The organism is Pseudarthrobacter linnaei (assembly GCF_055412825.1).
This window is the reverse complement of the sequence record NZ_JBVAYX010000016.1, coordinates 57,440-78,028: the sequence shown is the minus strand read 5'-3', so window position 1 is coordinate 78,028 and position 20,589 is coordinate 57,440. Positions and strand designations below refer to the sequence as shown.

18 protein-coding genes are annotated in these 20,589 nt (G+C 61.5%); 2 read left to right on the top strand and 16 right to left on the bottom strand.

Going from position 1 to position 20,589, the window contains the following annotated elements:
* Positions 1-357: 357 nt before the first annotated feature.
* The 10 genes from ACZYZ3_RS14135 to ACZYZ3_RS14090 all read right to left on the bottom strand — a co-directional run bounded on the left by ACZYZ3_RS14135 (position 358) and on the right by ACZYZ3_RS14090 (position 11,813).
* Positions 358-591, bottom strand: a complete 234-nt coding sequence (locus ACZYZ3_RS14135) for a hypothetical protein (RefSeq protein WP_463964445.1) — start codon at positions 589-591, stop codon at positions 358-360.
* Positions 592-1,358: 767 nt separating this feature from the next.
* Complete coding sequence (locus ACZYZ3_RS14130) at positions 1,359-2,705, bottom strand: aspartate aminotransferase family protein (protein WP_463964444.1); 1,347 nt, start codon at positions 2,703-2,705, stop codon at positions 1,359-1,361.
* A gap of 138 nt (positions 2,706-2,843) precedes the next feature.
* On the bottom strand, positions 2,844-3,635 hold the full coding sequence (locus ACZYZ3_RS14125) for an SDR family NAD(P)-dependent oxidoreductase (protein ID WP_463964443.1): 792 nt from the start codon (positions 3,633-3,635) through the stop codon (positions 2,844-2,846).
* A complete protein-coding gene (locus ACZYZ3_RS14120; protein WP_463964442.1) occupies positions 3,635-4,936 on the bottom strand; it encodes an aspartate aminotransferase family protein in 1,302 nt (433 codons plus the stop codon). The genes ACZYZ3_RS14125 and ACZYZ3_RS14120 overlap by 1 nt, the downstream gene beginning before the upstream one ends.
* A gap of 64 nt (positions 4,937-5,000) precedes the next feature.
* Entirely contained in the window at positions 5,001-6,461 is a 1,461-nt protein-coding gene (locus tag ACZYZ3_RS14115) for an APC family permease (protein ID WP_463964441.1), read from the bottom strand.
* A gap of 44 nt (positions 6,462-6,505) precedes the next feature.
* Positions 6,506-7,351, bottom strand: a complete 846-nt coding sequence (gene surE / locus ACZYZ3_RS14110; protein WP_463964440.1) for a 5'/3'-nucleotidase SurE — start codon at positions 7,349-7,351, stop codon at positions 6,506-6,508.
* Positions 7,351-8,514, bottom strand: a complete 1,164-nt coding sequence (locus ACZYZ3_RS14105; RefSeq protein WP_463964439.1) for an NAD(P)/FAD-dependent oxidoreductase — start codon at positions 8,512-8,514, stop codon at positions 7,351-7,353. Before ACZYZ3_RS14105 ends, surE begins: the two co-directional genes overlap by 1 nt.
* Entirely contained in the window at positions 8,511-9,332 is an 822-nt protein-coding gene (locus ACZYZ3_RS14100) for an SDR family NAD(P)-dependent oxidoreductase (RefSeq protein ID WP_463964438.1), read from the bottom strand. The genes ACZYZ3_RS14105 and ACZYZ3_RS14100 overlap by 4 nt, the downstream gene beginning before the upstream one ends.
* A gap of 33 nt (positions 9,333-9,365) precedes the next feature.
* Positions 9,366-10,358 carry a choline/ethanolamine kinase family protein gene (locus ACZYZ3_RS14095; protein WP_463964437.1) on the bottom strand — a complete coding sequence of 331 codons (993 nt, stop codon included), beginning with the start codon at positions 10,356-10,358 and terminating at the stop codon, positions 9,366-9,368.
* A gap of 9 nt (positions 10,359-10,367) precedes the next feature.
* Positions 10,368-11,813 carry an aldehyde dehydrogenase family protein gene (locus ACZYZ3_RS14090; protein WP_463964436.1) on the bottom strand — a complete coding sequence of 482 codons (1,446 nt, stop codon included), beginning with the start codon at positions 11,811-11,813 and terminating at the stop codon, positions 10,368-10,370.
* A 197-nt stretch (positions 11,814-12,010) separates the two neighbouring features.
* Here ACZYZ3_RS14090 and ACZYZ3_RS14085 point away from each other — a divergent pair, with 197 nt between their 5' ends.
* On the top strand, positions 12,011-13,189 hold the full coding sequence (locus tag ACZYZ3_RS14085) for a saccharopine dehydrogenase family protein (protein ID WP_463964435.1): 1,179 nt from the start codon (positions 12,011-12,013) through the stop codon (positions 13,187-13,189).
* Positions 13,190-13,497: 308 nt separating this feature from the next.
* On the opposite strand, the gene ACZYZ3_RS14080 is transcribed toward ACZYZ3_RS14085, so the two are convergent.
* From ACZYZ3_RS14080 to ACZYZ3_RS14055, 6 genes are all read right to left on the bottom strand, one after another.
* Positions 13,498-15,117, bottom strand: a complete 1,620-nt coding sequence (locus ACZYZ3_RS14080; RefSeq protein WP_463964434.1) for a long-chain-fatty-acid--CoA ligase — start codon at positions 15,115-15,117, stop codon at positions 13,498-13,500.
* 116 nt (positions 15,118-15,233) lie between these two features.
* A complete protein-coding gene (locus tag ACZYZ3_RS14075) occupies positions 15,234-16,001 on the bottom strand; it encodes an SDR family NAD(P)-dependent oxidoreductase (RefSeq protein ID WP_463964433.1) in 768 nt (255 codons plus the stop codon).
* Positions 16,002-16,078: 77 nt separating this feature from the next.
* A complete protein-coding gene (locus tag ACZYZ3_RS14070; protein WP_463964432.1) occupies positions 16,079-17,107 on the bottom strand; it encodes a beta-keto acid cleavage family enzyme in 1,029 nt (342 codons plus the stop codon).
* Positions 17,108-17,318: 211 nt separating this feature from the next.
* Positions 17,319-18,068 (bottom strand): SDR family NAD(P)-dependent oxidoreductase, encoded by a 750-nt coding sequence (locus ACZYZ3_RS14065; RefSeq protein ID WP_463964431.1) that lies wholly within the window; start codon positions 18,066-18,068, stop codon positions 17,319-17,321.
* Positions 18,068-19,057 carry an alpha/beta hydrolase gene (locus ACZYZ3_RS14060; RefSeq protein ID WP_463964430.1) on the bottom strand — a complete coding sequence of 330 codons (990 nt, stop codon included), beginning with the start codon at positions 19,055-19,057 and terminating at the stop codon, positions 18,068-18,070. Before ACZYZ3_RS14060 ends, ACZYZ3_RS14065 begins: the two co-directional genes overlap by 1 nt.
* Positions 19,058-19,141: 84 nt before the next feature.
* Positions 19,142-19,825, bottom strand: coding sequence for a TetR/AcrR family transcriptional regulator (locus tag ACZYZ3_RS14055; RefSeq protein ID WP_463964429.1), 684 nt, complete (start codon positions 19,823-19,825; stop codon positions 19,142-19,144).
* A gap of 316 nt (positions 19,826-20,141) precedes the next feature.
* On the opposite strand from ACZYZ3_RS14055, the gene ACZYZ3_RS14050 reads away from it, so the two are divergent.
* On the top strand, positions 20,142-20,528 hold the full coding sequence (locus ACZYZ3_RS14050; RefSeq protein WP_463964428.1) for a RidA family protein: 387 nt from the start codon (positions 20,142-20,144) through the stop codon (positions 20,526-20,528).
* Positions 20,529-20,589 lie beyond the last annotated feature (61 nt).

Sequence of the window (20,589 nt, the reverse complement as noted above, 5' to 3'; positions counted from 1 at the left end):
GCCGGGGACCGCCGCTACCTCTCCGAGGCCTCCATGGCCGAACTCAAGGCCATGAACACCACACCCGCCACGCCAATCGAGGAGGCGATTTTGCTTCCCGAACTCACGGCAGCATAATCAACTAACTGACCTGCACGGTGTCGAGAAAACTCCACCACTCAGCGGGACGTAACCGTGCCCCGCTCCGCCTGGGCGCTGAGGCGAGCCCCGGCGCTCAAGAGCTAGGGCTCTGGTACTAACAGACTCTGTAGCTCTGCAGGAGCGACGCCGACAGCGGAATATTATGACAAGTCAGCGCCCAAAAGGGGCACAGTAGCTAGCGTCGCGCCCTTCGTACGGGGCGCCTCCGGCTGTGCGCTAATCCATAATCAGCAGTCTTGGATTTTCGCTAGGCCGGATGGTGATCCCTTCCCGGCAGTCAAAAGCTCTACGGCCCGAGCCGGCGTCCGGAATAATCCACACGATGTCAGCATCTTGGGTGAGTATGTCGACTGTGGCTTCATAGTGAAGTCTTCCGGGTTCTTTGACGGCGACGCGGTCACCCGGGTTGAGGTAGGACCAATTCTGCGCGGTGGTTTGCTCTTCTAACATGTCGCCCAACTTCCTTCGGTGATCAATGGGTCTTGCCGTGGCAGTCTGAGGTTGGGATTCTGACTTGGCCCACACGGCGAATGACATTCGGTCGTCGACCGATTGCCGGGCATCTCAAGGGAAGCTCTAAACGTTGGTCTTTCGAGTTTTGGCCCTCGCTCGGCCTGCAGGCGGTTCCATGCACGCTGGGGACTCTATGGGGAGAGCCGACGGGTCTCATCGTCCGTTTCGTCTGATGTCACATACCAAATGTCGAATAGATCAAGTCTGAATCCAGAACAGGCCCAATGCTGGCAGTGCTTCCTTCACGGGTCCAAGGTGGTGAAGTTTTGACCTTGTCGTGCCTCGATCAGGTCGCCGATGCAGAGGTGGCTGAGGTCGTAGGGACGGAATTTACGGGAAGTGAGCGGTGTCGTCATGTTGCGGTCCTGAATACGTAGCGCCCGGTGTCCCGGGCCGTGGGGTTAGTCGGTTTCCGGTCCTGTGCAGTAGTGGCACGTTGTGTTTGAGTCCGTCATACAGTCGCCATTCGCTGCCGGCCGTTCTAATGGCAGGGCGGCGGTGACCCGGTCGTTTTGGACCAGCTGGTTCGTCGGGCGTTTCTTCATTTTGTTGTTCCAGGTCTTTGCTATTTGTCGGAGGGTCTGACCGGGGCCGCAGAAACACTTACACGAGGGGTCGTGGGCCCAAGGCAGGCGGTATTGGGCAGAAGTTCGGGCGATGCCCTCCCGGACTGTGCCGGGGCGCAAGTTCCTCAGACCCGCAGGTCAGTCGCCCTTTATCAGTGCGGTTACGGCGTCGTCGAACGTGCTGATCACTGCATCGATATCGGCTTTGGTGTGGGCCCTGCTGAGGAAGAACAAGCCCTTGCGCGTCGTGTAGACCCCCCTTGTAATCATCGCTTCGCAGAGGCGGGTGACGGTGGCCTTGTCGGAAGAGTAGACACCTTCCACGGAATGCGGGTCCGCGATATCTCCGTAGAGTATCTGTGCGAGAGACCCGATCTGATTGACCACAATCGGAATTGAGTGGGTCCGCCCGACCTCCTCCAAGCCTCTCTTGAGGCGGGAGCCCAGCGTGTGCAGGTACGAATAGAAGCCAGTGCCTTCTTCTTCGATCCGGGCGAGGGAGGCGATGGCGGCTTCCAGTGAAGCAGGCGTTCCGCTGTATGTGCCGGCGGCCGGCACCCGTCCGTCCTCTATGCAGGCCATTGCTTCCCTTGTTCCTGCGAGCATGCTCAGGGGGAATCCGTTTGCGATGCCTTTGGCGTAGGTGGCAAGGTCAGGAGTCACTCCCAGAAGACCGCTTGCCCCTGACGGAGAGACACGGAAGCCCGTGACGATCTCGTCGTAGATCACGAGGGCCCCGTGCTTGCGGCACACGTCTTTCAGCCCCTGTAGGTAGCCTTCGCGCGGCTTGTACGTCCCGAATCCTGTCACGAAGGGCTCCATGATTACGCCAGCTACCTGGTCTCCCACTTCTTCTATCAGCAGGGTGAACGCGTCCAGGTCATTCCAGGTGGTGACGACGATGTCGCTGGGAGGAGTGGCGCCTTCGACGGCGGGTTCGATGGCGACTGAACCGGGGATGTTGCCGGGGCCTCTATTGATCGGTCCTTGTGGGTCGTATCCCGGGATGTTTACATACACCGGGTCAATCCACCCGTGGAAGTGGCCCTGAAATTTCACGATCAGGTTCCGGCCGGTGGTTGTGCGGGCCACTCGTATGGCCAGCTGGACGGCTTCTGTGCCGGTGGTCATGAAGGTGACCCTCTCGGCGAAAGGCAATTGCTTGAGCGCGGCTTCTGCCAACACTGTTTCCCTGACGTAGGAGCCGCCGAACTGCACACCGTTATCAAGGGAACGCTTGGCTGCTTCGTTGATCAATGGGTCTGCATGTCCGATCAGGACGGGTCCATGGGCCATGACACAGTCAATGTACTTGTTGCCGTCGACATCCCAAAGGTAGGCCCCTTGGGCCTTAGCGAAGACGGCTTGGTTGTCACGCCGGCGGACCAGCGAGACCAGTCCACCTGGGATCGATCGTTTGGCTCGTTCAAACTCCCGGGCCGAGTTGCTGAGGTCGTAGTTGTTCCGAAGAATCGTGGATGTCATCGGTGGGCTTTCTTTGTTGATCGTCTCGTCCCGCAACCGCTTCAAGGAAGCGGGCGGTCCCGGAGATGCAGATGGGCTGGCGTCGGTTTAGCGCTGGAGCGAAAAGCGAGGTAGGCGGTGGCCTGTATGCGCGAGGAGTCATGAGGTGCGGGGGGCCTGGTAGTAACCTGACGTCGATCCGCCATCAACCGCATAAGTCATGCCATTGGCATAGCTCGACTCGGTCAGATGACGGGCGATTTTTGCGATTTCGTCCGGTTTCGCGAAGCGTCCAAGCGGGACGGCGTTTCGGTAATAGTCCTCGGTGCCCTCAGGGGACTCATCAAAAATCTTGCGCATCATGGGCGTTTCAACAAATCCGGGGCAGATTGCGTTGGACCGGATTCCTTCTGAGCCGAAGTCCAAGGCAAGGGATTTCACTAGGCCCACGACTCCGTGCTTAGAGGCGACGTACGCGGCGAGATCCTGGGCGCCGAAGGTGCCGGCATCGGACGCGATGGCAATGAAGGAACCCTTCGTTTCCCGCAGCGAGGGAATGCTGACTCGCGCGGTGACAAAGGACCCGGTCAGGTTGACGCCGATCACTCTCTGCCAGTCATCGAGGGAGGTGGTCTCAACGGTCCCTCCTGGGGCGATTCCAGCGCAGGCGATGACTGCGTTCACGGGACCAAACTCGGTTCGGGACTCGGCAAGTAGTTCCTGCAGCGAGTTCTCATCGGTGACGTCCGCACTGCGGTGCACTGTTTGCGCCCCGAGCAGGCTGGCTTCCTGTTGCAGAGTCAATAATCCTGCGGGGTCACGGTCGGTGATGACAAGGTTGTGCGTCTTAGCGAATTCAAGCGCTACGGCTCGGCCAATACCGCCAGTCGCACCGGTTATGAAAGCCGCCGGCCTGGGCGTGGCCGGTACGGTACCCGCTGTTGTGCTCATCAAAATCTATCCTTTTCGTTCTGGACGACCCGTTCGAAGGCTTTGACAGTTCGCTGGATGTCTTCGACGGTGTGGGCTGTGGACAGGAACAGACGGCCGTGAGGCAATAGGAACAGCCCCTCCTCGGACAGGGACCGAGACCACTGGTTCCAGAGAGTCCAGTCGGTTTCGTCAAAGTCCGATGCCGAGATGGGGTGGGTCTTTTCAAAGAGGACCTGAATGATCGGACCGAGGTGGTGAGCGTGTGCATCGACGCCATGGCCGTCGAAGACGTTCTGCAGGCCCTTCGCCAGAGTTTTTGCCTGGGCCCAAAGTGATTCGTAGGTTCCAGGTTGCGCCAGGACGTCGAGGGTCACCGCTGTTGCTGCGGTGGCTATCGCATTGCCGTTATAGGTGCCGGCGTGAACCACGCCCTGTGCAACCAGGTCGATCACTTCGGGTTGGCCGGCGACTGCGCTGATCGGGAAACCGTTGGCCATGGCCTTGGCGTATACGGCAAGGTCGGGCACGACGCCGTAGAGCTCTACCGCGCCGCCCAACGCGATGCGGAAGCCGGTGATGACTTCGTCGTAGACGAGGAGCGCTCCTGTGCGGTCGCACTCTTCCCGCAACATTGCCAGGAATGCCGTGTCCGGTTCGATGACGCCGCTGTTGGACAGGATGGGGTCGATGATCACGGCGGCGATGTCCTGGCCATACTGCCTGAACACGGACCGGACGCTCTCCACATCGTTAAAGTCGATGACGAGAACGTCATCGAGGACCCGGGGGTTCTGTCCCAAGGTGTTGGTGACCGGCCGGTGGCCTCCCGGGTGTTGGTGGTAGCTGAGCAGCATGGTGTCGTGCCAGCCGTGGTAGGCGCCGGCGCATTTCACGATCAAATTCCGGCCTGTTGCGGCCCTTGCCAGGCGCAGGGCAACCTGCACCGCTTCCGTGCCGGTGTTGCTGAACAGCACGCGGCCGAATTGAGGGACGCAGTCCAGCAGCCGTTGGGCGGCCAGGCGCTCTCCGGGGTGGATGGCTCCGAACACCTGTCCCTTGCGGATTTGTGTCTCCACGGCTGCGGTGACCGCGGGGTGGGTATGGCCCAGGAGGGCCGGTCCCCAGCCCAACACGTAGTCGATGTAATCGTTGCCGTCCACGTCTTTTAGGTGACTTCCGTGGCCGGAGTCGAAGGAAAGTGGCTGGGGTTCCAGGGCTCGTCGAAGGCCTGAGGTCACTCCGCCACCGATCAGGAGCTCCGCACGGTTGAGCGCATCGACAGATCCGCGAATGCACGGGGCGTGGTCCGCTCCGGTCATGGTCTTTTCCTTCTTTTGGAAGGCTGTACCGGCAGGCAGGGCCCGCCGGTACAGCCGGGATTCGTTAGACTTCTTGGCGGCCGATACGTCGGTACACGGCCGGGTTCCGCCGGCGGAGCACGAGTGCGTACACGACGCCAAAGGCGACGGATCCGTAGAACAGCGCCATCAGTCCGGTTGCCAGTGCCTCGTCACCGCCGATGAGGACGGCGACGTTGAGTGTTGCCAAGATCAGCGCGACGATCAGTCCTACGGCTGCCAGAACGGGCGCAACGGTGTGCTTCCAGAGCGACGTGCGTGCTTCTGCGTCGGCCCTGAAGTAGCCAACCACTGCCAGGCTCGTCATCAGCATCAGGAGAATCAGGGCGTATCCGCCGATGCCGATCAGGACTGCATAGATGGTGAGACCATCAACGTTGGCCAGGACAAGGCTCAGCAGGAAGATGACGGCGATGCCAGTCGTGACCAGGGAAGCGCGGTGCGGGGAGCCGTGCTTGTGGTGCACGGCGCTGAGCGCGGCCGGGAAAATCCGGTCAACGCTGAGGGAGTAGATGTACCTGCCGGTGACATTGTGTGTTGCCAGGTTGGCGGCGAAGATGCTGGTCACCAGCAGCACGGTAACGATGTCGGTGACAGTCTTGGTCATGAACGTTGTGACGGAGGCCAGGACGGTGCCGGTGGGATCGGCTGCCGCCTGGTCGACGACCTGATCTACGCCGATCCCGGCAATCTGTGCCCAAGCGGAGAGGGCGTACAGACTACCCATCATGATGACGGCGATGTACGTAGCCTTCGGAATGGTCCGTTCCGGGTTACGCGCCTCTTCACGGAATACGGCCGTTGCCTCGAATCCGGAAAAGCAGACGATGCCGAATAGTACGGCCAGGCCGACGTTGCCGGAGAAAATGTTGGAGGCCAGGAACGGTTCCGTCGGGACGCCGTTGGCTCCGCCGGTGGCAAAGACGATGGCGTTGTAGCAGACGATGATGACCAGTTCGCCGGTCATGAAGATGGTTAGGATCTTCGCTGACAGGGAGATGCGGAAGTAGCCAAGAGTGCCAACAACTGCCATCAGCACCAGAACCCAGATCCACCACGCGATATCAGGGCCGTGGAGCACGTCGCGTATAAGCGCCTCCAGTGCAATGCCCCCGAAGGCGTAGCCGCCGACGAGGATGAAGAAGTAGGAGACGACGGCGAGGAAAGCTGCGCCGAGGCCCAGCGGTCGCCCGAGGCCGGCCGTGATGTAGGCATAGAACGCCCCGGGGTTGGGGAGCTTCCGGCCCATGGCGGTGAAGCCGACCGTGAAGAGCAGGATCAGGGCGCCGGCGGCCGCGTAGGCTGTGGGGGCTCCGAGGCCGTTTCCTGCGCCGATGATGACGGGAATGAACCCGACGAACACGGACAGCGGCGCGTTGAAGGCCAGTACCGTGAAGACGATGTCGGTCGTACTGAGCGTTCCGGTAAGTTTCGTGGAAGCCTCTGGTGTCGAATGGCTGGTGACAGTCGGATAGGTTTCGGTCATGGTGATATCCCTAGAACGTGGGAGTGATGGGAGTGTTTCGGCAACTACTTGCCGGAGGCGGCCGGTTCCGGCGTAGGAGCGGTACCTGTGGCGATGAGGGCTTCCAGCCAGCTGCGCAGATCTTTGCCAGCTTGGGGTTCGGCCCAGTTCACGGAGAGGGACGTCAGGGATATATGTCCCTTCGACAAGGCGTCGAAGTCCGTTCCTTCTTCCTTGACATAAGGTGCGTCTCCGTCACGGGTGACTCCGAAGGTGAAGTAGCCCCGGAGGTTGCCGTAGGTTTCTTCGTGCAGTCCGCCGCGTCCCCAGGCCCTGCGGCCGAGTCGGGTGATCAGCGGCGCAGCGGATCCGTTGGGCTGGCCGGGGACGTTGAGGTTGATAACAGTCCTGTCCGGCATGCCGGAGGCGAGGACCGCTTCTGCCAGCCAGAGAGTTGCGTCTACACCGAAGTCCCAGTCGTACCCGGTCCGATCGACGAGGCGGAAAAGCCCGTCGGTGGACTGTTGGGAGGCGGAGATCGCCGGGACGCCGAACAATGCGCCTTCGATCGCTGCCCCTACGGTGCTTGAATAGGTGGCGTCGTCACCGAGGTTGCCGCCTTCATTGATTCCGGAGAGGACCAGTTCCACATCGGGCGCGAGGTTGGACATCAGGGCTACGCGCACGCAGTCGGTCGGGGTGCCATCGCAGGCGTAGACGGGGTTGGTCTCGGCGCCGTCGACCTGCATGTACAGCACCGGGTTGCGGAACGTTGCGCCGCGGGACGTGCCGCTGCGCGGGACGCCTGGGGCTACGGTGATGACACGGTGGCCGGCTTTGATCAGGCCGTCACGCAGGGAGTGCAGGCCCGGGGATTCGACCCCATCGTCATTGACAAGGAGGATGCTCATTAGTTAATACCTTTCAGGCTTGCGCGGCCCGGCAGCCACCTCGTGGCGCCGGAGATTGTGGTCGGACGGCCCTGAATGGCCCATTCGGCGGCGGTGTACCCGGCCATGGCTCCGGATGTGACGCCTACGCCGCCCAAACCGGTACAAGTGATGACAGAGTTGTCTGTCGGTTCGGGGCCGATGATAAATTCCTCATCCGCCGTGCAGGGGTAGAGTCCGGTCCATCCGGCCTGTACCGTCATGCCGGGTACCAGGAAGCGTTGGTTGATGGCTTCCTGGACAGCTTCGACGTAGGACGGCTCCACTTCACTGCGGAAGTTCTCCGGGTCGGCGATCGGGTGCCCTTCAAGCACCTGGTAGGTGTGGAAACCAGCGAGCAGCGTGGTCTCGTCGAACTGCCTGAAGTACAGCGCCTCACCCTCAGATCCGGGCATGTAGAGGTTGACCATCGGCACGGTGTACCCGAGGGGCTTGGCCAGGGATACCTTGACGATGTCGTGTACCTGCGGGAGGACGGGCGCGGGATGTCCGAGCAATTCGCCTACGATCCCTGCCCAGGCGCCGGCGGCGTTGATGACAATGTCTGCTACGACGTCGCCGTCAGATGTGTTGATCAGATGAGTTCCGTCGCTTCGGAGCTGGTGTCTAAGAACGTTGGCTTTCTTGTATTCGGCGCCGAGCTCGATGGCTTCATTGACCAGCGCCTGGCACATGATCTCGCCGTTGACGGTGCCGTCCTGCGGGCCAAAGAGCCCGCCCGCCAAATCGGAGGTGTTCAGGTCAGGAACCAGTTTCTGCAGATCCTGACGGTTGAGGATGATGGCGTCCTCAGGGCCGAGTCCGAGTTCGCGCTGCGTCCTGTTCACCGCTTCGAGCCGTTCCATGTCCGCTTCGCTCCAGCCCACACGCACGTTGCCGATTCGCTTGAGGGGCAGGCCGTGGTCGCGTTCGAGGCGGAAGAACAGTTCACGGGCGCGCATGCGCAATTCGATGTGCAGCGGGTCAACGGTCTGGACGTTGTAAATGGCTGCTGAACGGCCGGAGGAGCCGCTGGCGGGTGCGTCCCGTTCAATCAGCGTGACTTTGGCGCCGAGCTCGGCCGCCCGCCGGGCTGCGCCGGATCCGGCGGTTCCGGCGCCGATGACGGCGATTCTGGTGTTCATGCTGGGGTGTCTCCCTGTTCTTCAAGGGTCTCGAGGATGTATAGGTTTGCCGTTGTGCCGCAGTCGACGAGAACGTCCTCCCCGGTGATTCCGCTCGCGGCGTTGCTCAGCAGGAAGACGACCGTGTTGGCTACTTCGATGCCTTCGGTCATGCGTCCCAGCGGTGCGCGGGTGAAGTTGGTGCGCATTCGATGCAGCGCCTCGGGAGTGACCGATTCCGCCACCATGTCAGTCATGGTCCATCCCGGGCTGACGGACACGACTCGGATGCCCAGTGGGCCAAGTTCTACAGCCGCGGCCTTCGTCAGACCGATGAGACCTGTTTTCGCGGCGATATAGCTGGCGAACGGGCCGTCCGCCCCACGGGAATCGACGGAAGCGATGTTCACGATGGCACTGCCAGGTCCCATGGCCCGGGCGGCCTGCACTATGCAGGTGAAGGGCGCAGTCAGATTCGTCTCCACGACACGGCGCCAGCTTTCGGGCGGTGTGTCGAGGAGCTTGTGTTCCTCGGCGACGCCCGCGTTGTTGACTAGCCCGTCGACCTTGCCATGGGCAGCGACGATCCCGGTGAAGGCATCCCGGACCTGATCGTCGTTGGCGATGTCGGCCACGTGGATCGTGATTTGCTGCCCGGTGTTCTTCGGCCGGTTTTCGATGAGCTCCGTGAGCTCCTTGGCGGCACTTTCCAGGGAGGAAAGGGTCCGCCCGATGAGGGCGAGCGATGCGCCCTGCCCTGCGGCGGCGCGGGCGATTTCGTACCCGAGTCCGCGCGCACCGCCGGTGATCACGATGGTCTTTCCCCTGAGGTCAATCATTTGTGCTCCTCGATTGAACAGCTCGGCCTGTTCTCAGAAACGTGCTGTGGGCGCAACATGGCGAGCTTTCTTGAGATAGTCGGCAAATCGTCCTGATTCGACGACGGTACGGGCCTGGGCGAAGTTGTTTTCCGCGTATTGGCGGTACGTCCAGCCCTCCAACGGGACCGTTTCCTGGTCGAGGTAAGGTTCGGCCATGATCGCCCACACCCCTTCCCGGACACCGGCAATCAGGCGCATAAGTTCAACGCGGGCTCGCTGCCCTTCGTCGACCAGAGGATCGTAACTGCTCAGGAACAGGTCGGTTTCGTCCGGGTTCAGTTGCGCCTGGCAGGCAAAGGATGCGAGTTCGAAGGCCACCCAGCCGTTTCCTGCGTAGTCAAAGTCGACGATCTTCAGTTGGTTGTCCAGCAGCAGGAAATTCTGGGGTACCAGGTCACTGTGGCAGAAGGCCCTCGGCATGTCGCGGGTGGAGAACAGGGCCTCGATGCGCAATACGGCTGAGAGCAGGAACTCCAGATCTTCAGGTGGTTGGACCCCTTCGGCGTCCCCCAGCTCGATCCAGGTCCGCATGTCCTCAAACGGTGAAAAGTCGCGCGACTTCGTGGTTCCCTTCTGCAGATCCGTCAGGGTGCGTGCAATCAGCGGGATGAGGTTTTCCTCGCGGACAAGCTCGCTCGTAACGGTCTTCGCCGGGACGTATTCGGACAGGAAGTGCCCTTCGGGCAGCAATGATGCCACGATTTTTGGTGCCAGGCCCAGGGCGGCCGCGTCTTGCTGCGCTTCGATGGCTGCTTCGCGGCGGACACCCCACCGTTCGGCGTCCGGGGCGCACACACGCAGCACCCAGGAACGTGAACTGGTGTCAATCCGGACGTTGACGTTGCTCGCACCACCGGAGAGGGAGGTAATCGTCAGGTCGCTGTTCAATTCGGGGCAGTTGAGCTCGCCAATGGCGGCGAGAATACGCTCCCGGGTCGCTGATGCAAGGGATGGGTCAAAGGTGACTCCCATGAGTGAATTCACTTTCTGGTCCTAGAGCGCGCGGCCGTGGGAGACCGCGACGTGCTTGAGGTGCATGTGTTCCTCAATGGCATGGATGGACAGGTCGCGTCCGACGCCGGACTGCTTGTACCCGCCGAAAGGCATTTCGGCGGTTGTCGGGCCGTGGTCGTTGACCCAGACGGTGCCGGCTTCGATCCGTGCGGCGCTGACGAGGGCGCGATCGATGTCCCGGGTCCAGATCGAGGCGGCGAGGCCATACGCGACGCCATTGGCCTTGGCGATTGCATCCTCTTCTGTGGTGAAGGAGCTGACAGCGACCACCGGTCCGAAGATTTCTTCCTGCACGATTTCGTCGTCCTGCCGCACGTTCGTCACGACCGTGGGTGCGTAGTAGGCCCCGTTCAGGCCAGGCTTCTCGCCTCCGGCCGCAACACGTGCGTGGCCTGTAGCCCTGGCACGGTCAACGAAACCGGATACTACTTCCTGCTGCCGCAGGGAAACGACGGGCCCCATTTCCACCGAAGGATCGGTGAAACCGTTGCCCACGACGAGTGAATTGGCGATGTGCGAAATCCTCTCAACCACTTCATCTTTGATGCTCTCGTGAGCGTAGATGCGGGTTGCAGCGGTGCAGTCCTGGCCGGAGTTCCGGTAAACGGCACCTTTCATGGTGGCAGAGAACTTGTCCAGGTCCGCATCGTCGAAGACGAGAACGGGAGCCTTGCCGCCGAGCTCGAGATGGACGATCTTCATCGTGTCCGCGGCCTGGCGCATGATGGTCTTGCCGGTGGACGTGCCGCCGGTCAGGGAGACGAGGGCAACGTCGGGGTGTCCGGCAAGGGCGGCGCCAACCGTAGATCCGCGGCCACTAACCACGTTGAGTACGCCTGCGGGGAGGATCTCCGCGATGAGACGGGCCAGGTACAGCGTGGTCAGCGAGGCCTCTGTAGGCGGCTTAAGGACTACGGTGTTACCGGCGGCGAGGGCCGGAGCAATTTTCCAGCTGGTCAGCCCCATGGGGTAGTTCCATGGCGTCAGGGCCGCGACGACACCGACGGGTTCCCGGCGGACCATGCTGGTGATCCCGGGCTTGTACTCCCCCGGCGCCGGCGCCATCATGGAGCGTGCGGCTCCGGCGAAGAAACGGTACTTGTCCGCGGCCGAGTGCATCTCAGCGACTGCATCCGCCAGCGGCTTTCCCACATCGCGGGATTCCAGGATGCCCAACTGCTCCGCGTTAGCGTCGATTGCATCGGCAATGGCGAGCAGTTTGGTTCCGCGGTCCTTCGGAGTCATGCCGCGCCACGCGGGGAAGGCCTTCTTCGCAGTTGCTACGGCGGTCTCGACTCCTTCGACCCCAACATCCAGGATGTCGCCGATGACATCCCCCGTGGCCGGCTCGTACACGTCGAACGCGGATCCGCTCAGGTACTCGTTTCCACCGATAATGGGCTTCAGAGTGGCGATCTCAATCATGTGGTGCTCCTCACAAACTCGGGTTACATGAACAAACGTATACTTAGATGATCTGGATGTACAGGCCCAGTATGAGCGACGTATCTCCGATTGCGCTCCATTGCATTTCGCTCTTGCCGAAACCTCGCTGGGGTGGCAGTCTATGAACATACGTTTATTTAATCTGGCGCCTGGCGCCTGGCGTCGAAGGAGTAGTCATGAGAATTCTCGCTTTGGGAGGGTCCGGGGCCATGGGTCGGCAGGCCCTGACCACGCTGTCGCGCGTCGCAAATCCGGAAATCGTCGTCGTGGCGGACCGAAACCGGGAGGCTGCTGAAGCGGCGGCAGCCGAGCTTCAGGCATCCGGACAGGACGCAGCGGCCATTGAACTCGACGTCACGGACGACCGTCACCTGCGGGAGGTCCTCGCCGGATTCGACATCGTCATGAACAGCGTTGGGCCGTTTTTCCGATTCGGTGTTCCCATCCTCAAGGCAGCTATCGCCACGGGCACCCGCTATTACGATATTTGCGACGATCCCGAGCCTACGCTCGACATGCTCCAGCTCGACGCTGAGGCCAAAGAAGCGGGAATCACCGCGATCATCGGGGCGGGAGCGAGCCCTGGCTTCATGAACATGCTCGGTGTTCTGGCCACCAAGGGCCTGGAGGACATCGAGGACATCACCTCGGCGTGGTCCTTCAACAGCAGCTACCAGGACTGGGACCTGCTGAGGTCCTTCAACGGACAGAGCCAGGCGGCCCTGGAGCACTTCTTCGAGCAGATCACGGGAACTGTGACCGTCCTGGAAGACGGCGAATTCGTGCAGGAACCTGCACTTGTTCCCTTCCCTGTGGACATCGCAGGACTTGGCACGGGCGTGGGATACATCGTCGGGCATCCGGAACCGGTGACGTTCCGCGACAGCTTCCACCTCCGCGGCAACTGTCGAAGTCTGTGTCTGGTGACCCCTGACCGGGCTGCCGAATTCAGCATCCTCAAGGAACGCATTGAATCCGGCGCCCTGAGCGTGGCGCAGGCAGTGACGTTGCTCGTAGCCCGGGACGAGGCCATTGCTGCCGAAGCCGCTGTCAGGGCCGGCAGTTACTCCGGCGTGGGTGACCTTCCCATCTACTTCGTGGCTGCGACGGGCACACGAGACGGCGAACGGGTTACCCAGTTCGCCGCAACCAGGACCAAGCCTGAACCTATGGCCATCGGAACCGGCGTCCCGTTCGCCGTCACAGTCGCTACGACGATGAATACCGACCTCCCCGCCGGCGTCTACCCTCCGGAGCGGATCCTCGAGACGGAACCATTCTTCACCCTGGTGGCCGAGCACTGGAACGTCGAGCGCGGGGAACTCCTGTACGAAGGCTCCGCGGTCCTGGCTTAGTCGGAGCAGACCCCCGAGAAGGGGGACGCAGAGAGACTCCGCCGCGGCCGGCTTCAGCGCTGGCGGCGCCGGAGTTGTTTGTCTTTGTTTTTGGTCGATACACCCTGATTGCGGTCAGCCGGGCAATGGTTCCACGCCGCCCGCATGGCTCAGGAAGCTTCTGCCGAGGGTGTCGAGGCCGCAATATGAGGGTCTCTTCTCTTCCGGCTCGAGACGTAATATTCGGGAATCTCCGGCCTTCGCTCCATCACTTCCCTGGCGGGATTGTGGGTTGGTGACGGGGCCGGCTGGCCGGCACGTTCGGCAGTCTAGGAGTTGACCTTTTCCCGCAGGAGCTTCTTGTCAATTTTCCCGACTGAGGTCAAAGGGAGCTTTTCAACCACGTGGAAGGTGGCCGGAATCCACCATGCCGGGACGCGGGTCCGTAAGTAATCGGTGAGTTCTTGTTGATCCACTCCCCCGTCTTTGCCGGGCACGATGAACGCAACCGGCCGCTCGCCCCAGCGTTCGTCCGGGCGTGCGACTACCGCAACGTCTGATACTGCGGGGCTGGAGAGGATGTGCTGCTCCAACTCGGCGGTGGGAATCCACTCCCCACCGGACTTAATGAGGTCCTTGAGCCGATCCCGGAGACGAACGTATCCGTCGGGGTCGATCGTTGCCAGGTCTCCGGTGCGCAGCCAGCCATTGTCAATCAATTCCGCCGAGGCTTCGCTGTCCTTGTAATACCCCTTCGCCGCGTGGGGGCTTCGCAGTTGGATCTCCCCCGCCGCCTTGCCATCCCACGGCAGATCCTCGCCGGACTTGCCCACGAGGCGGGCGTCAACCAACGGATTCAGCCGGCCGGCGGTCATGAGGTATGAGTTGGCTTCGTCGCCTCCCTGAGCGCGTCGGGGCGGACGGGACAGGGATACATTGGGGCTTGTCTCGGTCATCCCCCACCCCTGCAGCAGGTTCACGCCGTGCCGAGCGTATCCATCGAGCAAGGACACGGTCATCGGCGCACCACCGGTGACCGCCGTCCGAAGGGACTCCAGGACACCAGGGTTTTGATCTGCGTACTCCAAAAGAGATGCCAGAACCGTTGGTACGCCTGCCGTGAACGTGACCTTCTCGCTTTCGATCAGGCGCGCAATTGCCGCCCCTGAGGTGTCCCTGCCCGGTAAGACCAGGTCCGCGCCGGTCAGGCCGGCTGCATGCGGAAGTCCCCACGCGTTGGCGTGAAATAGTGGCACCACTGGAAGAACGGTGTCCCTGCTCGATATGCCCATTCCTTCGGCCAGGCAAACGCCGAGCGCATGGAGGAAGTTGGATCGGTGCGAATACAGAACGCCCTTGGGCAGCCCGGTGGTTCCGCTGGTGTAGCACAGGGCGGCAGCCTGCCGCTCTTCCAATTGCGGGAACACGAAGTCTTTCGAATCTCCTGCACACAGGAAGTCCTCGTAGTCATCGGACTCGAGCAGGATCACCGATTCAAGTTGGGGAATCCGCAGCAGAACCGGCAGGAGGGACGGCGCAAGAGCTGCGTCCAGGAAGGCCAGCCTTGATCCACCGTGCGCGAGAATGTATTCCAGATGGTTTTCGCCGAGGCGCGGGTTCACCGTGTGAAGCACCGCGCCGGCCGCTGGAACGCCGAGGAAGAGCTCAAGGTGGTGCAGAGTGTTGAAACCAATCGTGGCGACCCTGTCGCCCTTCTTGATTCCATAGGCCTGAAGCGCCGGGCCTATGCGGCGTATCCGGCGTGTTGTCTCGGCGAAATTGCGGCGCCGGATTCCGGCCGGGGAAACATCTGCAATTGATGCCGATGCGGCCGTCGATCCCATTCGTCGGACGACTCTGTCCAGTGTCAGGGGCCAGTCCTGCATGAGCCCCTCCAGCACCGTGACCGGCTGTGCGTCATTAGGCCGAAGCCCGGAGTTGTTCGTCATCGTACGTTCCTTCCCGTCATCCCCTGTGCGCACGGATAGAGGACGCGGATATTGGGCTCATCGTGAACGGCATTCGGCAACTCCAATGGATCGCCGCGCCGACTCAATGGAGTTGTTCAGCTATTTGGGTTTCGCATGCGGAGTGCCCCGTCGAGGCGAATGACCTCGCCGTTGAGCATCCGGTTCCGTGCAATGGCGATCGCGAGGTCGGCGAATTCTTCGCCTTTGCCGGCACGCTTTGGAAACGGCACGTCATCAATGAGGTGTTTGAGGGTGAGGTCCGGGATGTCGCTCAGCAGGCCTGTGTGGAACATGCCGGGGGCGATGCTCATGACGCGGATACCGTGGGCGGCCAGTTCGCGGGCAAGGGGTAGTGTCATCGCTGCGACGCCGCCCTTGCTGGCCGCATATGCCGCCTGCCCGGAGAGGCCTTCCCAGGCTGCGATGGAGGCCGTAGTGATGATGACGCCGCGTTCGCCGTCTTCCAGTGGCGACAATCCCTGCATGTGCTCGGCCGCCAGCCTGATGCTGTTAAAGGTTCCGGTGAGGTTAATGGCGACAACATCAGCGAAGCGTTTGAGCGGCAGAGTTCCGCGGCTTGGGCTGAGCACTGCCCCATTACCCAGGACGCCCGCACAGTGCACGACCAGCCGGATCTCGCCACAGGTTTCGGCCGCCTGGGCAAATGCTTCAGCGAGTCCTTCCTCGGAGGTGACGTCGGCTTCGATGATGGCGGAAAATTCTTCCGCATCTTCCCGGAGCGCGGAGACATTCCGGTCCATGGCTACGACTCTGCAGCCTTCGGACAAAAGCCGGCGCGCGGTCGCCAGTCCCAGTCCTGATCCCGCTCCCGTGACTATCGCCGACGTTTCCTTGAGTTCCATTGCTCAATTTCCTTTGCTTGAAATGGCCGCCGCCTCCAGTTGGACGGCGGCGGCCAAGACTGTTTGGTGCTGGTGGGTCAGGAGACCGGCGCAGTGGTGGTCCGCTGGGCGAGGCCCATGAGGCGGCGGGTTTCGGCTGGTGTTGCGACGCGGCGTCCGACGACGGCCGCGAGCTGCTGTGCGAGCTGGAAGGCTTCGAGGTTGCTGGTCAGCTTGTCCTCGCGGTGCGGCCACTTGAAGTATGTGTCTTCCATGCCCACTCGGATGTGCAGACCCATGACGGCGGCCAGCGTTGCGAGGTAAGTGGAGGCGCGGCCTGCGGCGCAGACCATGATGACCGCTTTGGCGTCGACGTCGCGAATGGCCTCCACGGTGCGGGTCAGCCCGGCTACCATCTGCCTCGGGTTCTCCATCGGGCTGCAGCCGGGCAGCGCGGGCAGAATCAGCCAGACGGCTCCGGCCTTGAGTAGGCCGGACTTGAAGAGGTAACGGTCGGCGTTGGATACGTCTGCGTCGGTGTAGACGGCAATTTCCGGGACGGATCCGACTTCAAGGATGCGGCGGGTTTTCTCCAGCAGCAGCGGTGTGGGTTTGACGAACAGGGAATCGCCCACGTATGTGGCGGTGGAGTTGATCGGGGCTGCGTCCAACAGACCGGATTCGAGCACCTCGTTCATTTTGTCCCACTCCCCGTCAAGCGCCGGGACCAGGCATGCGTCAACCGGCAAGTCCGGGAACTCCTCGTGGAGGGGCTGGATGACTGCGTTGAAGCGTTCGGGCGAAAGGACGTTGTAGCCCTCGTCGTCCCGGACGTGAATGTGCACCGCGCTGGCTCCTGCAGTCGCCACCTCCCGGGCCGACGCCAGGATCTCCTCGGGGGTGATGGGCTGGTTCGGGTTCTGGTCTGTGCGGAAGAATGCGCCGGTGATGGCAACCGAGATGATGATCTCTTCCGGGATTTCACTCCAGGGTTCGGAGATTGGCGCATCGTGATAACAGGTGTGTTCAAGGTCCATCACCGTAGGGATGCCGTACGGGCGCCAGATCATTTTGTGGTTTTCCCGGGCTACGCCCTTGGATACACGGTTCCAGTCAATGGTGGTCATGATGCTCCTTTGCTTCGCGACTTTGGAAGGTTGGCCGCCGACGTGCGCGGTCGAATGTGATCTTTATCTAATTGAACATTAGTTTAGCTAGACGGTCAATAGCCTGTACCTTGTGACCTCCTCGTCTGCCGACGAATTACCCCTTGGCGAGAGACAAGGGGTACCCTCGGAGTTCTCCAGTGAGGGTTTGTCTCTCTGAACGCTTGTGCGTTTACGAGAGAGAGATTCCTCCGTCGACCACGAGGGTGTGACCATTGACGAAGGAGGAGTCGTCAGACGCCAGATAGACCATAGCGGCAGCAATTTCGGTCGGATCACCCATCCGCCGGCTCGGAGTCCGGGATACGTATTCGTCGTACACCTCGGCTGAGGAGCGCATCCAGCTGGTCATGGGCGTTTCGATGTAGCCGGGAGCGATGGCATTGACTTTCAGGCCGAGCGGCCCCCACTCCACGGCCAGGCATGAGGTCAGGTGTGCCAGGCCGGCCTTCGAGACGGCGTAGTCCGCGCAGTTTGGTCGCGCCCGCGATCCGGTGTAGCTGGAGAGGTTGATGATGCTTCCACGTCCGGCTTTAATCATTTCGCGCGCGGCCGCCTGGGCGGCAAAGAATGCACCCCGCAGGTTGACGCCCAGCGTTAGGTCCCATGCTTCCGGAGTGATATCCAGGGCTGGGGAGCGCCGAAGCATTCCTGCGTTGTTGATCCAAGTGTCCAGGCGCCCGGTCTGTTGGGCGATGTCCGCTACAATCCGGCCGATTGCATCCACATCGGTGATGTCCGCCTGCACGTGATGCACTGTTTCCCGGGTCGGCGCCTCCTCCGGCGTCGCGGCCAGGTCGAGGGCGAATACAGTCGCCCCACGGTCGGCGAAAGCTTTGACCGCCGCGGCACCTATGGAGCCATTGGCGCCAGATACGACGACGGTTTCCCCTGCGAACTGATCTGCGATCTGGAGTGCCATTAGCGTGAGCCCTCCCATTCGGTGATCGGCGTTGCATCGCTCCAGTGTCTGTCCCTGCCGTTGTTCAGATGTCGGCTGAACCAGTCCGCTGCTGCAGCCCGGGTGGCCGCGAAGTGTTCGGTGTATACGGAATAGTGGTCCCCGGGAACGAGCAGGAGGCGCTTCGGGTGGTGGGCTCGCTGATACGCCTCCTGCTGCAGGGCCGTGGGCGTAACAGTGTCCCTGTCGGCGGCGATTATCAGCAGGGGCGTCGGAGCGATCCGCTCGATATATGCTCCCGGTTCATAGGTCCGGGCCAATTCCAGAGATCGTACCGTGATTTCATTGCGCCAGGTCGGGCAAATATCACTCTGTCCTGACATGTACTCGTACGAATCCGATCCGGGATAAGCGACCTTCTCCCCGGGAATCGGGCTGATCATGGGGATGTGTTGACCCTCACAGCCGGCAAAACGCGCCTCGCGGTCCTGCTCGAACCATTGCTGTTGGGCCGCAAAGTCCGCGTATGACGTTTTCAGCTGTGCAGCCCGCCATCCGCTGATGGTCGGGACCTGGGCAACGACGCACCGGACGCGGCGGTCGATCGCTGCAACAACGAGCGCGTGCCCGCCGCTGTAGCTGCTGCCCCAGATGCCGATTCGTTCTTTGTCGACATCAGACCGGGTTCGCACGTAGCTAATCGCGGCGCGGTAGTCCTCCACCTGGCGGTGAGGATCGATTTCCTGGCGTGGTTCGCCGTCGCTTGCCCCAAGGTTGCGGAAATCGAAGGTCAGGGCGGCGAAGCCCGCTGAAACCACTCCCGCTGCGTAGTCTTCGAGGTCCCCTCCGGACACCATTCCCCATCCGTGGGCCATAACAATCACCGGCCACAGGCCGGCCACGCCTGCCGGGGCGTAGAAGGTGCCGCGAACGACGGATCCCTCAACCGTGAACTCCACCTTTTGCGAGTGCTGGCCGGACGAATTTTCTGCCGCTCGAATCGAAGACATCGCTGTTCCTTGCCTGTGCATAAATGAACGATTGTTTAAGTAAGACTCTACAGCGCCCAGATTGAGAAATCTAGGTGTGCAGTGCTAAGCCCGGACGATGCTCCAGATAACCTGCATGTACTGCTCAACGACGGCCTTGCTGTCAAGGGATGCAGTCTCGGGCCTGGGTTCTGCACTGACGGAATCGCAGAGAACCAAAATCGCACGTGTCTGTATCTTCGGCAGGACCTGACGGTCTCTCGTTCCCACCCGCACCACTTCGCGATACACGCGGTCGAAGTACGCGCCCTTGGCGCGGCGAAGAACGTCCACAGTCTTGGGCTCGGCCGCCTGCAGGACTGTCTCATTCAGGAGCAGCATGTCGCTTGCCGACGCCAAAGCGCTGTTGTCCATCTGGAAGCGCATGTGCCTCCCGCAAAGCCCCTCAAACCTCGCCTCCGGGGCTGTCGGATCTTGCGGAACGACTACATCGAGCAAGAACTTCCGATAGGCACGCGCCAGTGCAGCGGAGAGAATGCCCTCCTTTGAACTGAAGTGGGCATACACCGCTCCCGGCGTGATTCCTACGGCTGTGGCCAAACCCCGGATGGTCGTGGCACGGAAGCCTTCCGTGGCAAAAGCTGGCATGGCCGCCGCCAGGAGTCGCTCGCGTGTATCTCCACGCTCTCCGCTGGAGCCTGCGCTTGAATGCGCGAGGGCGGCTATGATTTCGCTCAGTTCAACGTCCTCAAACGCCTCGGTCCGTTTGGTGGAAGCCTGCAAGGTCATAATGCGCCTCTCCTCGTGGGAAGGGTAGTCTTACTAAACGTTTGTATATAGCTTACGGTGCTAGGGGCCTGAAAGTCAGTACATTGGAAAGCAACCTGCTCCTGCTCTGAGCCCGGCCGTCGGAAACTGGCCCGTGGCAAGCGCGAAGAGAGCCCTCTCGTATGGCCTTGTGCCGCATGAAAATGATCCCACCGGCCGTCCGTTCGGTGTCCCGGGATTTCCAAGGGACGGACAGCGTTCATCTTCGGGAATCCTTTGGCCGTAGGACTAATCGCTACGCCCGACATCACCGGGTGAAAGCCTCAAAGGAGAAACCATGACAGAACGTAAGAACATCTCATTCGGATCCAGCAGCGAACCTGTAATCGGGTTCTCCCGGGCCGTTCGGGTGGGCAACCAGATCATGATTGGAGGAACCACGGCGAGCTCCAGCGAAGGTGCTGTCGGCGGAAACGATGCGGGCGCGCAGGCGCGCGAAATCCTCAAGCGCATGGAATCACTACTCGCGAAGGCGGGGGGATCTTTCGCTGACGTCGTCCGCACCAGGATTTATCTCACTGACATGGCGGATTTCAAAGCGGTAGGTCCGGTCCACGGGGAGATCTTCAGCGACATCCGACCGGTCACGGCAGTGGTCGAAGTCAAAGCCCTCGCCGCCGACGACCTGTTGGTTGAAATCGAAGCCGATGCCATCCTCCAGTAGAAACCAGCTGTCCCTGAGCGGTGGCATTAAGCCCTAACGGAAAACTTCATGGGCCAGCCTC

What these genes read in the sequence shown, in the direction of transcription:
- ACZYZ3_RS14135 (WP_463964445.1), bottom strand. Translation starts at nt 591, where the DNA reads ATGTTAGAAGAGCAAACCACCGCGCAGAATTGGTCCTACCTCAACCCG.
- ACZYZ3_RS14130 (WP_463964444.1), bottom strand. Translation starts at nt 2,705, where the DNA reads ATGACATCCACGATTCTTCGGAACAACTACGACCTCAGCAACTCGGCC.
- ACZYZ3_RS14125 (WP_463964443.1), bottom strand. Translation starts at nt 3,635, where the DNA reads ATGAGCACAACAGCGGGTACCGTACCGGCCACGCCCAGGCCGGCGGCT.
- ACZYZ3_RS14120 (WP_463964442.1), bottom strand. Translation starts at nt 4,936, where the DNA reads ATGACCGGAGCGGACCACGCCCCGTGCATTCGCGGATCTGTCGATGCG.
- ACZYZ3_RS14115 (WP_463964441.1), bottom strand. Translation starts at nt 6,461, where the DNA reads ATGACCGAAACCTATCCGACTGTCACCAGCCATTCGACACCAGAGGCT.
- surE (WP_463964440.1), bottom strand. Translation starts at nt 7,351, where the DNA reads ATGAGCATCCTCCTTGTCAATGACGATGGGGTCGAATCCCCGGGCCTG.
- ACZYZ3_RS14105 (WP_463964439.1), bottom strand. Translation starts at nt 8,514, where the DNA reads ATGAACACCAGAATCGCCGTCATCGGCGCCGGAACCGCCGGATCCGGC.
- ACZYZ3_RS14100 (WP_463964438.1), bottom strand. Translation starts at nt 9,332, where the DNA reads ATGATTGACCTCAGGGGAAAGACCATCGTGATCACCGGCGGTGCGCGC.
- ACZYZ3_RS14090 (WP_463964436.1), bottom strand. Translation starts at nt 11,813, where the DNA reads ATGATTGAGATCGCCACTCTGAAGCCCATTATCGGTGGAAACGAGTAC.
- ACZYZ3_RS14085 (WP_463964435.1), top strand. Translation starts at nt 12,011, where the DNA reads ATGAGAATTCTCGCTTTGGGAGGGTCCGGGGCCATGGGTCGGCAGGCC.
- ACZYZ3_RS14080 (WP_463964434.1), bottom strand. Translation starts at nt 15,117, where the DNA reads ATGACGAACAACTCCGGGCTTCGGCCTAATGACGCACAGCCGGTCACG.
- ACZYZ3_RS14075 (WP_463964433.1), bottom strand. Translation starts at nt 16,001, where the DNA reads ATGGAACTCAAGGAAACGTCGGCGATAGTCACGGGAGCGGGATCAGGA.
- ACZYZ3_RS14070 (WP_463964432.1), bottom strand. Translation starts at nt 17,107, where the DNA reads ATGACCACCATTGACTGGAACCGTGTATCCAAGGGCGTAGCCCGGGAA.
- ACZYZ3_RS14065 (WP_463964431.1), bottom strand. Translation starts at nt 18,068, where the DNA reads ATGGCACTCCAGATCGCAGATCAGTTCGCAGGGGAAACCGTCGTCGTA.
- ACZYZ3_RS14060 (WP_463964430.1), bottom strand. Translation starts at nt 19,057, where the DNA reads ATGTCTTCGATTCGAGCGGCAGAAAATTCGTCCGGCCAGCACTCGCAA.
- ACZYZ3_RS14055 (WP_463964429.1), bottom strand. Translation starts at nt 19,825, where the DNA reads ATGACCTTGCAGGCTTCCACCAAACGGACCGAGGCGTTTGAGGACGTT.
- ACZYZ3_RS14050 (WP_463964428.1), top strand. Translation starts at nt 20,142, where the DNA reads ATGACAGAACGTAAGAACATCTCATTCGGATCCAGCAGCGAACCTGTA.